We start from the raw sequence: 12,758 nt of genomic DNA on the forward strand, positions 1-12,758 counted from the left end.
GTTTGAGGTTTCAGGTTGAACGAACTTGAAACTTGGAACTTGAAACTGCTTAAAACGTTTCCGGATAGATCACCAACTCGATGCGTCGGTTCGCCGCTCGACCTGCCGCCGAAGCGTTGGGTTGTACGGGGCGGTTGGCACCTTGGGCGACGATAAAGAATTGCCCCAGTGGCATGCCGGCGCGTCGTGTCAGCATGTCCAAGACCGCGGAGGCTTGTGCGGAAGCGAGCTGGTGGCTGGCAGCCGAGCCACCGGCTGTTGCCGGAACGTTGTCGGTGTAGCCTTCGATCCCGATGCGTTGCCGCGGGAACAGGCTTCGCAGTTGTGCGGCGACGGGGTCGAGCACTTGGGCCGATTGCTGGATCAGCTGTGCCGTGCCGGGAGCGAACAGTTGGTCGCTGGGAATCGCGATTCGAATCCGGTCGCCGTCTTGCTGAACGGGCAGCCCGCCGAGGTTGAGCTGTGAGGCGAGTCGGCTGAGGTTGGTGTTGGGCTGGATCGACGCCCCGCCCCGCATTTGCGTCGAAGCTTGGAATCCACGGACCTTGTTCTGAGCCTCGCGGGCGGCGATCGACGCGGTCTCGAGTTGTTGGTTGGTGTCGGCCAGCTGTTTGCGGACGAGGTTCAGTTCCTCGCGATACACCTGAGCCTGCTGTTCGCTTTGGGCCAGTTGCGTGTGCAGTTGGCGATTGTTGTCATCGAGCAATTGCACCCGCCGGTTCAGTTCGGCCATCCGCGAGTCGTTCGGGTTGACGCCTTGCTGCGAGACTGCCGGTCCGAATGAACTGGTCGGCTGCGGATAGGTCGCCGGCCCCGCCAGGTACGGGTTCTGGTTGCACCCAGCGATCCCGAGTACCGCTGCTGCGATACACAAGCCACTGAGAAGACGTCCTTTCATCCGATCCAGCACCGCTCGAATCATCCTGATTTGGGTTTTGGGGCAGCATCCGCGCCACCCATGGTGCCCTACAGATAGGGGCCTGCTCGAGCTGCGGCAAGATCAATCGGGTTCATGAGTCAAATTCTCGATTTTTTTAGAACTTCGACTTACTCGACAGACCGGAAAAGCGACGGCGGACGAGTCGTGCCAGGAGGGCCAATTCTTGGGGCTGGTGCAGCACGGCCGACACGCCGAGCTCCCTGATCCGCAGGGCCAGGCGGTCGGAGGGGTGCCGGGAGACGTCGTCGATCGCGGCCCATTGCATCACATCCGGTCGCGAGGCGCCGATCTGTGCGACATGCAAGGCGACCGCGGACGTGTTTTCGGCAGACAGCTCCCAGAGGACCACGAGGTCCGATTGGCCCGCGATCAACGCTCGAATTTTGGCGGCGTCCAACACTTGAACGTGGAACGTCGGCTGGCCCGATCCCAGGTCCTGGCCGGACGCATCCACGCCCGCGTCGTGCTGGAACGGCCCGACGAATCGCTTGGCCGCGTCGCTCCACCGGCGGCCCGATTCGCAGACCCAAAACGGGATCACCCTGCTGGCCTTTGAAACGGTAGCGAAATGGTTCATGGCGAGTCTCCATCGCCGATCGATTCCAGCTTGCGGAGCAACCGGGCACGTGAAATGTTCAATTTCCGCGCCGCTTCGGCCCGATTGCCCGCGCTGGATTCCAAGGCCTCGCGAATCAAATCCGATTCGAACTGGGCGACGACCTGATCCAGGTCGATGGTTTGCTGTTGTTTCGGCACCGACTCGTTGGGACGATACGACCGGATCGCCAACGGCAAGTGTTCCAGCCCGATGACTTGGCCGGGACAGCTTCGCATCGCATGTCGAATGGCCTGGTCGAGTTCGCGAAAATTATCCGGCCAAGGGTAAATCACCATCGCATCGAGCGCGGCGCGGGTAAAGCGATCCGCCAAACCATCTCCACCGGCCCGCCGTCGATCCAGCATAGCGGTCGCGATCATCGGCAGATCGGCGATACGATCGGCGAGCGGATGGAGTCGAATGGTCAGCCCACACAGATGGTCGGCAAGGGGCGGCGTGATCCCTACCGGCAGTGACGCTTCCAGGAAAACGTCGAGTTCCGGATTCGGTTCGGTGTCGGCGCCGCTTGAGACAACGGCGCTGTCGCTGGCGATGGCGATCAACCGCAATCGATGCGTCGACTCACGCAGGTGTTCGACCAGGCGGAGTTGGGCTTCCAGCGGCGTCTGGTCGATTCCCTTGAGGATCGCGGTCGCCGTTGAGGTTTCCGAATCCGCCAGGTGGGCGATCACCGCGGCCAAGCTGGCGTCCAACAGTTCGGCGTCCATCAACGGCCCGTCGATCGTGGCGATCGGTTCGCCCGCGGCCGAACATTGGTGCACCGACGCTGCGATGGATTCGGCGAAGCAACCTGGCGGGGAAACAATCAGCACGTCGCTACGGACCGAACCGGCTAATCGGATTTGTTTGCCGAGCCGTTGGGCGAGGCGAGAATTGCCAACCGAAACGCCCTGGGCGATCGTTTCATGGCGACGGCGCCAGCTGTCCAGCTGTCGTCGCAACACGACCGCGGCATCGATGACCGGGTCGGCGAGATGGTCTTGAAAGCTGCCCGCGACGGCCAGGGTGATGGATTCATCGCCTTGGCCGAGTCGAACGAAACGCGTGTCCAGCGCCGCAATGCGGCGTAATTTGGCACCGGGAAAGGTGGGTTGGATCAGCAGCGATGCCGTTCCGGATTTCAAGATTCCCGGGGGCGGCGCGAGTGAGGCGGCCAGAAAATCGAGCGGATCGTCGGTGATGCTGGTGCCGGCAAGGCAACGGCGTCCGATCAACGATTCCGGTTCGACGGTCAGCCAATCGCCGACCGCCGCGGAAAGAAACACCAGCCGCCCATCGGGGCCGATCACCCAGAAAGGCGAGTTCGCTTTGTCGATCAGCCGACCGAGCGGACGAATCTTGGTGCTGTTGGCCATGACACTCATGGTAGCGGAAACCGCCACATTTGTCGGTGACGCGATTCGTGCGTCTTCCAACCGACGTTTGTGGGTTCGAGTTTCGGCGTCGGTCAGGCTGTGCCTGACGGCTCATTGGCATGCACAGCGTGCCCTACGCACGCACGACTCCCAGCCTAGAACACGTCCAAGATGAAGTGGTGACCGCTGTGATAGCGGCGGTTGCTGGGGTAGTAGTTGTGCCACTTTTTGTTGTACACGGGGATTCGCATCTCCGGCGGATAGCGGTGGTACAAGCTATCCGCACTACGATAGTATTCCTGGCCCCAGAAATTCTGGGGGTAATACACGTAGGGATAGTGGTAGAATCGGTTCCAGTCGCGTGTGCTCGCACTGCCGCCCCAGGCTTGGCCGAACGCGCGCTGGTCGGCCGACGCGTCGCCGGCCAAAGTGAAGGCCGATGCCACCAGAACGGCGGCGATGATCAACTGACGAAGCATTCCTGCTCTCCCCCTTGTCGGCCGGTCTGGGACGCGATGAAAGCTGCGTCGCGAATCGGCTCGGTTCATTGGTCGTTTCAAAAGTGTCCGCCGACGCCGAAACTTACGGGTGTTTTGGATCATCGGCTCCTGGGCGGATAGCCCGGATCTTCGGTCGTATCGGCAAAAATGGCTGGATGGGTTGAGTCGATCGTGCCGGGATTTCCAGGAGAAACGATTTGTGCCTTCTCACCGAGGGCATTTAGCACCTATTATTGAACTCCATGCATTGAACTTTGCTGCCACGCCGCATTGCTCCACTCCAACCCCACCAGACCCGAATGCGTCCCTCCCCACGACTGGCCCACCCGCCGCAGCCTATTCCCACTCGGCGACGGTTCCGGGCGAATCTCCTGCCCGGGCGTCAAACTTTGAGGATTTCCGAGACCTTTCCGATTGTGGGGCGGACGGGCATCGGCCTGTTTCTGCTCGGCTTGATGGCTGTGTTGCCGTGGTCCTCCGCAGCGGCCTGCCCGTTTTGCGAGTCCGTCCAGCAAACCATCCGCCAGCAATCGCTGACCATGGACGCCGTCGTGATCGCGTCGAGTCTCGATGGCGAGCTGACGCGGAACCTGACCACCGGCGTGGTGAAGATGCGGATCGAGAAGGTGCTCAAGGGATCCGAACACGTCAAAGTCGGCCAGGAGGTGGACGCGATTTATTACGGCAAAGTCGAGGTCGGACGCCGATTCCTGCTTTCCGGCGTCGACCCGCCCCACTTGCAGTGGTCCTGTCTGCCGGTCAGCGAACGGGCCGAAGAATACATCGTCAAAGCCAGTCAGGTGAAAGATGACCCCGTCGCGCGGCTGCGTTTTTTCCGCGACTACCTGGAAGACGAAGAGGCGTTGATTTCACGCGATGCCTATGACGAGTTCGCCTCGGCACCCTACGACGTGATCCAACAGATCGGTCCCGACATGGATCGAGGCCAATTGATCGAGTGGGTCCAACAGCCCGAAATCGGCGCCGACCGAAAACGTCTGTACTTCACCATGCTGGGTGTCTGCGGCAGCAAAGACGATCTGCCGATGCTCGAAGCGATGCTCCGCAACCCCGCCAAAAGTGTCACCGGCGGCCTGGACGCGCTGATCGCCTGCTACCTGACCTTGGCCGGCGAATCCGGATTGCCGCTGATCGATGAGTTGTTCATCGCGAACCACAAGGCGCCGTTCCCGCAAAGCTACGCCGCAATCATGGCGATCCGCTTTCACGGTACCGAAGGCGACGTGATTCCGCGCAGCGCGCTGGTTGAATCGCTACACAAGATCCTCGATCGGGGCGAACTGGCCGACATGGTGATTCCGGATTTGGCGAAATGGAAGGACTGGAGTCAGATCGAGCGGCTCAAGACGTTGTTCAAGGAAGCGGAAAAAGACAAAAACTGGCTTCGCGTGCCCGTCATCAATTACATGCGGGCCTGCCCCCTGCCCGAAGCCGAAGCGGCGATTGAGGAACTCGAAAAAATTGACCCCGAAGCGGTCCGCCGGGCCAAGACGTTTTTCCCGATACCGGTCCCGGTTCGCGCCAAGCCGGCCGACGAGGCGACTTCGCAATCCGTTCCGCCCCTTAAGACGCTGCGACGCGGAACACGCTACGCCGCCGTCGTCCCGCTCGCTGCTGCCCCAGCCGGCACCGCGCCGGTCTCCCTGGCCGGCACCGACGTCACCGCAACCGAGATTGGCAATCGATCGCTGTTGGCACAAAAAACGAACCCTTGGGACCTTGGCTACGTAATCACGGTCGCCTTGGCGTCCATCGTCTTGGCACTGTTTCTGGTGTTGACCGGCGGCCCCGCGACTGGGGTGAAAGTCGCGTAAGCATTCCAGCTTGCGTGATCGCCGTCGACGATCCCCCACCACTCTGCCACAAACCATCGATGGCTACTGAACTTCAAATGTCGTCGTCCGCCGATGAGGTGGACTTTCCCTATCGGGCGCTCAGCCGCAGCGCGATCGCATCGATCTTGTTGTTCGTCGTCGCGTTGCTGGGGCTGATTCCTCCGTTCGAGGCCTTGCTCGCCTTGGCGATCCTCGGTGTCGTGTTTGCACTGCTGGCGCTTCGGTCGATTCGACGCTATCCGAATGAATTCAGCGGGCTGGGGTTGGCAAAATTTGCCTTCGCCACCAACGCCTTGCTGTTGGTCGGCGGCATCGGCTTGCACACCTACGTGTACCTGACCGAAGTCCCACCGGGGCACGTTCGCGTACCATTTTACAAGTTGAAATTCGACGCCGAACCCGATCGACCGACGCAAACCGCGTTCGAACTCGACGGCAAAGACGTCTTCCTCAAAGGCTACATTCATCCGTCCAGCGGCGGCGGCATGTTGCGGCAATTCGTCCTGGTCGGTGACCTGGGGACCTGCTGTTTCGGCGGTCAGCCCAAGAGCAGCGAGATGGTCGAAGTCACGCTGACCGGTGGCCAAACGATCGAAGGCGGCATGACGCGGCGTAAACTGGCCGGCAAGTTCACGCTCAACCAAGTGCCCCGAAAACAAACCGATTTTGACAACGCGGTGTTCTACCGGTTAAAAGGGACGAAAGTGAATTAGGCCAGCCGACAAACAACCGAGCGAGCGAGATGCACCACCTTCCACGATTCCGATGTTCATTACAGATGGTGATCGTTTGCGCGCTGCTGGTCGGCGTTCTGCCGCTGGGTCTGAACCGAGCCTCCGCCGAAGACCCTGCCGAAGATCCCCAGACGCGGCCCAAGGTCGAAATCCGCCTCAGCTCCGCCGCCCAGCTGGCCAAAGGCGAAATCAATTTCGATGATCTGAAGTTCGACATCGAAAAAGATGGTGCCTTCGACGAATCGATGTGGACCGAACGTTTGAAAACGATCAACGGCAAAAACGTCAAGCTGCGCGGTTACATCCTTCCCAGCAGCACGTATCAAAATGAAGGCTTCAAGCAGTTCGTACTCGTTCGCGACAACAAAGAATGCTGCTTCGGCCCCGGAGCGGCGCTCTACGACTGTGTCTTCGTCACCATGGTCGGTGATCATACCGCCGACTTTTCAACCCGCCCCGTGACGGTCGAAGGCAAATTCGTGCTCGACCCGGAAACCTACAAGTACCCCGGCGGCAAAGGCCCCCGCGGCGCGACCCACATGGCCGTTTTCCGAATCGAAGGCGTGAAGGTCAAATAGGTCTCCCCACCATTTCCGCTGGAATGTTCAGCAACCGGCGAAACGGCTTGTTGATTTAATCAGCCGTTTGGCGCGAGCCTACGGGCGCCGGTGAGTGATCGACATGATGAATGCCCGTACGCTTGCGCGAAACGGCTAATCCCACGTGTGATCGGATTAATTCAACAAGCGGGAAAAGGTCGCGTTTTCTGCGTGCGATTTCTGGTTTGGTCTGGCCAAGCACCCTGGGACACCTCGTCCTCAGCGTTCAGGGTCCCCAATGTCAGGGTCCTCAATGATGGTGCGGCGACGACCGCGGGACATCGAAATGTCTTCGAGCGTCCACTGGCTGATTAATCTGAGGTGTTCGAACGCGTTTCGTTTCCTCTGATCGATCACCACACCATGCAAAACACGATTCGTCCGTCCACCAAACACCGACGGCTTAGGCGCCGTCCCATGCGCGTCGAGCCACTTGAGGGGCGACGATTGCTGGCGGCACAAACTTTCACCGAAACCGATCAGCCCGCCGGCGAAGTGGCGGCGACGATTCAGTCCTCAAGTGATCAACTCGCTCCGTACAACCTGGTGCAGTTCGCCAAGGATCTCAAGGCGGCGGGGGTCGTCTTGTACGGAGCTGCCTGGTGTCCGACGTGTACTCAGCAGGCCGAACTCTTTGAAGACGGCGCGAAGGAATTGCCCTTCGTCGAAGTCACCCGTCCCGATCGATCGATTTCACCGTTGGCGATCGAGAAGAACATCACCGTCTTTCCGACCTGGGAGTTTCCCGACGGATCACGGGTCATTGGGATTCGGTCACTCGACGAAATCAGTTCACGTAGTGGAGTCCCCATTCCCAGGGGCGGATCTCCGCAGTTTGAGTTCATCGGTGACCAGACCGTATCAATCGGATCACCGCTTCACGTCCCCATCGATGCCTACGATCCCTACGGAGGGCCGCTGACAGTGACGGTTTCGGTCGACGACCCCGATCTGCTCGAGGCGCAAGTCGTCGCCGGCAATCGTTCGATCCGAATCGATCTGGAAACGTATGGCGATCTGGTTTTTGAGTTGTTTGAACAGCGGGCACCGGTGGCGTCGGGTCGGATGATCGAACTGGCACAATCAGGCTTTTACGACGGGATCGATTTTCACCGGGTGATCGACAACTTTGTGATTCAAGGCGGTGACCCGACGGGAACCGGAACCGGCGGCTCCACCTTGGACGACTTCGATGACGATTACCACGCGGAACTTCAGTACAACCGCTCGGGAGTGCTCGGGTTTGCGAAGTCGGGCGACGACACCAACAATAGCCAGTTCTTTATCACGGAGACGCCGACGCGATTCCTGGACTTCAACTACAGCATCTTTGGTCAACTGGTCGAAGGCGAGGCGGTGCGAGAGGCGATCAGCGGGCACGCCGTCAATCACTCCAATCGTCCGACCAGTGACATCACGATTGAGACGATCGAAGTGTTCAATGACCTGGAAAACTCGATCGTGATGCTGAAGCCGACCGGCGACGCGACCGGTCGGACCCATGTCACAGTGACGGTGGCCAATTCATTTGGAGCCACGTCGAGCGAAACGTTTGCGGTGGAGGTTCAGCAAGACAACCACAATAGCCAGCCGTTTTTGAACGCCATCGCCGTCGCTGAATCTTACCCCAACGACCAAGCCGCGACGATTCAGATCACCAGCACCGATATCGAAGGCGATGCGGTAGCGTATTCGGCGGAAATAATCGGGGGCCTCGACAACGCCATCGCCACGATCGACGAAGCGGGGCAATTGGTCGTGATGCCGCGTCATGGTTTCAGCGGAACGGTTGACGTCGTGGTGACGGTTCGACCGGGATCATCCGTTCACGAAAATTCGCTCAACGACCGCGATCGTCAACGCATCACGTTGAATTTTGCCGAGGCATTCGAACCCTCGACCCCGATCAACTACATCACGGTCGATTCGATCCATCGTTTGCACACGATTCCGACAAGCAACCAATACACCGCGATCATCTTCCGTGCCGTCGAGGACACGACACTCTCCATTCATCCGGTCGGCACGGTGTCGGTCGATGAGACCATTGTGGTGCTCGACGGCGAACAGCTTGTGATCAGCCGCCAGGACGAGGGCGTGACCAGTGCAGCGCTGCGTGCCGGCGGACTGTACGCAATTCTCTTTGATCCACAACCCGTCGACCGCCTGTTCTCGTTTCAATCCTCCCGCGGTTCCCAGTCCGTCTCGACTGAAATGCTGACCAACCTCTTTGAGCCGACCGATGCGAATGCCGATGGCCAGACCACTCCGCGTGACGTGCTGGCGATCATCAATGGAATTGCGTTGCGTCAATCCGCCGAAGGCGAGCCGATCCCGACCAGTACGCAGTTTTTGGATGCCAACGGCGACGGCAGAATCACTCCGCTGGATGCACTGTACGTCGTGAACTATCTGGCGCGTCAGCAACCCGGAGAGGGCGAAGGGATGACAATCGACCAGCCTCTTCCCGCGTCGTTGACACCAGCGAGTCTCTTGCCCCAGCCGTCGACCGTGACGCAGTCGCCGTGGACGATTCGTGACGAACACCCCGTCGTGTTTGGATCGGTCAGCCAGTTCCCTGTTCGGAATGATTCAGCGGAGATGATCGATCGCGTTCTCTCCGATCGTCTCGACGAGGATGATGATGACATCCATAAATCGTCAGCTGCTTCGTTCTCCACGCCGCCGCGCCGGCAGACCGTAGATACCCAGGGCGAACTCGAGCACGATCAGCGGGATCACCCAACTGATCCAAGCGGCGAGTTGATAAGTCAGCTCCGGCGTTAAACCGAGCATCTGAAGCGCAAAATGCCCCAGCCGCAAGAACACGGCCGAGAGCAACAGCACGTAACTGCGCAGCATCCAAATCCGGTGCTGCTGAAGATCGTACCCGCGGCCCGCTCGCCAACCGATGAAGGTCGACCCCCAGGTCGCCGCGGCGAGCACTGCGAAACAGAGCGTGGTCGACCATCCGCCGAATGCTTTCATTGCCATGACGAAGCCTCCCGGAGCGGCCGCGCACAAAACGGCAGTGACGTAAACTCGGCCTACGATTCGATGAACCCGTGGATACTGCATTCGCAGGGTTCGGCTCATCTGCAGCCCGCCCAAAAACAATCCGATCGGGGCGCCCGCGATGTGGAGATAGAAACCGATGAAATAGCCGGAGCGATAAAAATAGTCCGCCTTATTGCTCAGAAACCCGTAGTCAAAATCCGGCGGCAGATAGTGCGGAAACGGGCTCAGGATCAACAAGCCGATCCAAAACACGAATCCGATCGCCACCCACTTGACCCATCGCAGGGGCGTGATCGATGCGGGCGAAATGTAAAAAGATTTCATCACGCGCCACAATCGTGAAAGAATCGGGAGACGGCACCCTATAATCGAAGCTTGGTTTCGATCGTCCGCTGGTTCAGGTTCAAGATGAGAGGACAATGAAATGTCAAACCACAATCAGCCATCAACGGGCTCGCCGCTGGGGACCGATTCTGGCGAGCCATCATTGTCGCAGGCTCAACCCTACCGAACTCCAGCCAACGTGAGCGATGGGATCACCGCCGGCGGCGCATTGCGGTCACCACTGCTTTGGATCACCGTGGCATCCACCACGGGCTTCGTCATCGTCGGTTGGTTCATCTTGTTCACACCCGTCCAGGATTTTAACAAGAACCGTGGACCGGTGAAGCCAATCCCTCAGTATGTCGAAGACTTTGGGATGAGCCGCGTTCCGGTGGAAGATTTCGAAGACGCCGAGGACATCACGGTGATGCAACCATTGGAGGGCCCCGCGGTTGGCCCACAAGCGGACTCGAGCGTGATGGTGGTCCCGTAACAAGCAGCCCTGGCCCGCACACCGCGTCGCACTTCGGTCAGCGACGATGTTCGTGCGAATCGGTCTTGATTAAGAAAGATCGTTAATTTTTGAGATCGAGAGCCTAGCCGGACGGCCTCTCAGACCTACCCTTTGGAGCGGTGACCCTTGGTTCTTGCCGGTGACGGTTGGAGGCATTGATCAGAATCCGCGGACTGTGACTCCTTTCAAATGACTCCATCGATTCATGAGCAATTCGAATCCACGCGGCCCTGACTGGTCGGACCTCGAGCGGTTGCAGCCCTATGCGGCTTGGCTGATCCCCGCGATCCTACTCCTTGCGCTGCTGTTCACGAGCGTCTACACGGTCCAAGCGGAATCGCAGGGTGTCGTCTTGCGGTTCGGCCGCTACGTCAAAACCGTCGATCCGGGCCTGAGATTCAAATTCCCGTTCGGCATCGACGATGTTTCGATCGTTCCGGTCAAGCGTCAATTGAAACAGGAATTCGGTTTCGGCACGCCCGGCGCTACCAATGACACGCAAGTCTCGAACGAACAAACCGAGGAACGCGTGATGGTCACCGGCGATCTCAACATCGCCACGGTCGAATGGGTGATCCAGTACCGCGTCCGCGATCCGAAGCTGTTCTTGTTCAAGGTTCGCAATCCGGGCCAAACGCTACGCGACATCTCCGAATCGGTGATGCGGACCGTCGTCGGCGACCGCACCGTCGATGAAGTCATCACGATCGGCCGACAAGAGATCGAGGTCGAGGCGCTGTTGCAACTCCAGGAACAGGTCGACAAATACGAGCTGGGTCTAAGCATCGACCAGGTTCAACTGAAAAACGTCAACCCACCGCAACCGGTCCAACCGTCGTTCAACGAGGTCAACCAAGCTCAGCAGGAACGTGAGCAGATGATCAACGTTGCCAACGGTGAATACAACAAAGAAGTCCCACGTGCACGCGGTGAAGCGGAACAGAAGACACAAGCCGCCGAGGGTTACGCGCTCAAACGCGTCAACGAAGCTCAAGGCGATGTCTCGCGATTCAACGCCGTGTTTGCCGAATACGCCAAAGCACCCGAAGTGACCAAGCAGCGAATCTACATCGAAACCATGCGGCAAGTCATCCCGACGCTCGGGCAAAAAATCATCATGGATGATCAAGCCAACCAGATTTTGCCACTGTTGAATCTGGCCCCGCAAGCCGACCGGAGATCCCCATGAACCGTCTGACATTCCCCGCGGTCGCCGCCATCGTGATTCTGGGCGGATTGGTCGCCTACAGCGCAGCCTACACGGTGAGCGAGACCGAACAGGTCATCATCACCCAGTTCGGAAAACCGGTCGGCGATCCGATCACCGACGCCGGCTTGCATTTCAAACTTCCGCTCATCCAGGAAGTCACTCGCGTTGAGAAACGCATCCTGGAATGGGACGGCCGTCCCAACGAAATGCCGACCAAAGACAAAACCTATATCGTCGTCGACACCTTCGGTCGTTGGCGGATCAATGATGCCAAACAGTTCTTCCTGCGGCTCAGAGATGAACGCAGCGCCCAATCGCGTCTCGATGACATCCTCGGCAGCGAAACCCGCAACGCGATCGCCAAACACGAATTGATCGAATTGGTCCGGACCACCAAAGACCGCCAACCCGTCCGCGATGAAACCATCGCCGACGCGCCCGGCAACATCGGAATCCTGTACCCGATCAACAAGGGGCGTGCCAAAATCGAAGAAGAGATCTTTCAACAAGCGGCCAGTAAAGTCACCGACCTGGGAATCGAATTGCTGGATGTCCGCTTCAAACGCATCAATTACAACGAGAGCGTCAGGGATCGGATCTATTCTCGGATGATCAGCGAACGGCAACAAATCGCCGAACGTTTCCGCAGCGAGGGCGCCGGCGAGGCGGCCAAAATCATCGGTCGCAAGGAAAAGGATTTGCTGGAAATCGAATCCCAGGCTTACAAACAAGTCCAGGAGATCCAAGGTGCTGCCGACGCCGAAGCCACCGAGATTTACGCCCAGGCCTACAACCAAAGCGCTGATTCGATCGCGTTCTACGCCTTCATTAAAACGATGGAGACGTATCAGGAAATGTTGGATCCGAACACGACGCTGATTCTGAGCACCGACAGCGACATCTTCAAATTCCTGAAACGCATCGACGTTCAAGAGTAACCCCGGCGGAAAAAGGGGCTGGTCAAAAAATGAAGTGGTCAAAAAATGGAGTGACCTGGAAATGGAGTGGTCTGGTAAGAAAATAGGAGTGGATTCAAATAAAAGAGCTCTTGGTTTCCCTGTCTTCATTTTTTGACCAACCCATTTTTTG

Annotated in this window: 11 protein-coding genes and 1 pseudogene; 7 read left to right on the top strand and 5 right to left on the bottom strand. The window is 58.7% G+C overall.

The genetic code is table 11. The annotated features are described in order from the left end of the window. Window positions 1–49: 49 nt before the first annotated feature. The 4 genes from TBK1r_RS34925 to TBK1r_RS34940 form a co-directional block, all read right to left on the bottom strand. Entirely contained in the window at window positions 50–898 is an 849-nt protein-coding gene (locus TBK1r_RS34925) for an OmpA/MotB family protein (protein WP_145223309.1), read from the bottom strand. 136 nt (window positions 899–1,034) lie between these two features. Next, the gene (locus TBK1r_RS34930) at window positions 1,035–1,517 is read right to left on the bottom strand and encodes a hypothetical protein (RefSeq protein WP_145220490.1); all 483 of its coding nucleotides are present in this window, start codon (window positions 1,515–1,517) and stop codon (window positions 1,035–1,037) included. After that, complete coding sequence (locus TBK1r_RS34935; RefSeq protein WP_419580696.1) at window positions 1,514–2,914, bottom strand: AAA-type ATPase lid domain-containing protein; 1,401 nt, start codon at window positions 2,912–2,914, stop codon at window positions 1,514–1,516. Before TBK1r_RS34935 ends, TBK1r_RS34930 begins: the two co-directional genes overlap by 4 nt. Window positions 2,915–3,069: 155 nt before the next feature. Beyond that, window positions 3,070–3,393, bottom strand: coding sequence for a calmodulin-binding protein (locus TBK1r_RS34940; RefSeq protein ID WP_145220494.1), 324 nt, complete (start codon window positions 3,391–3,393; stop codon window positions 3,070–3,072). 410 nt (window positions 3,394–3,803) lie between these two features. On the opposite strand from TBK1r_RS34940, the gene TBK1r_RS34945 reads away from it, so the two are divergent. The 4 genes and pseudogenes from TBK1r_RS34945 to TBK1r_RS34960 all read left to right on the top strand — a co-directional run. After that, a complete protein-coding gene (locus TBK1r_RS34945) occupies window positions 3,804–5,249 on the top strand; it encodes a hypothetical protein (RefSeq protein ID WP_419580697.1) in 1,446 nt (481 codons plus the stop codon). 59 nt (window positions 5,250–5,308) lie between these two features. Beyond that, entirely contained in the window at window positions 5,309–5,983 is a 675-nt protein-coding gene (locus tag TBK1r_RS34950) for a DUF4190 domain-containing protein (protein ID WP_145220496.1), read from the top strand. 29 nt (window positions 5,984–6,012) lie between these two features. Continuing rightward, window positions 6,013–6,582 (top strand): DUF3299 domain-containing protein, encoded by a 570-nt coding sequence (locus TBK1r_RS34955; RefSeq protein ID WP_145220499.1) that lies wholly within the window; start codon window positions 6,013–6,015, stop codon window positions 6,580–6,582. A 438-nt stretch (window positions 6,583–7,020) separates the two neighbouring features. Further along, a pseudogene (locus TBK1r_RS34960) lies at window positions 7,021–9,006 on the top strand (peptidylprolyl isomerase); the annotation flags it as partial. Between the two features lie 258 nt (window positions 9,007–9,264). On the opposite strand, the gene TBK1r_RS34965 reads toward TBK1r_RS34960, so the two are convergent. Beyond that, window positions 9,265–9,945 carry a DUF2306 domain-containing protein gene (locus TBK1r_RS34965; protein ID WP_145220502.1) on the bottom strand — a complete coding sequence of 227 codons (681 nt, stop codon included), beginning with the start codon at window positions 9,943–9,945 and terminating at the stop codon, window positions 9,265–9,267. Window positions 9,946–10,045: 100 nt separating this feature from the next. On the opposite strand from TBK1r_RS34965, the gene TBK1r_RS34970 reads away from it, so the two are divergent. The 3 genes from TBK1r_RS34970 (at window position 10,046) to hflC (ending at window position 12,607) form a co-directional block, all read left to right on the top strand. After that, window positions 10,046–10,438: a hypothetical protein gene (locus tag TBK1r_RS34970; protein ID WP_145220504.1), complete on the top strand. Its 393-nt coding sequence runs from the start codon at window positions 10,046–10,048 to the stop codon at window positions 10,436–10,438. A gap of 226 nt (window positions 10,439–10,664) precedes the next feature. Further along, window positions 10,665–11,648: an FtsH protease activity modulator HflK gene (gene hflK, locus TBK1r_RS34975; RefSeq protein ID WP_145220506.1), complete on the top strand. Its 984-nt coding sequence runs from the start codon at window positions 10,665–10,667 to the stop codon at window positions 11,646–11,648. Then, a complete protein-coding gene (gene hflC / locus TBK1r_RS34980; RefSeq protein ID WP_145220509.1) occupies window positions 11,645–12,607 on the top strand; it encodes a protease modulator HflC in 963 nt (320 codons plus the stop codon). The genes hflK and hflC overlap by 4 nt, the downstream gene beginning before the upstream one ends. Window positions 12,608–12,758: the final 151 nt, after the last annotated feature.

The sequence above is a fragment of the Stieleria magnilauensis genome (genome assembly GCA_007753675.1).
Lineage (GTDB): Bacteria > Planctomycetota > Planctomycetia > Pirellulales > Pirellulaceae > Stieleria > Stieleria magnilauensis.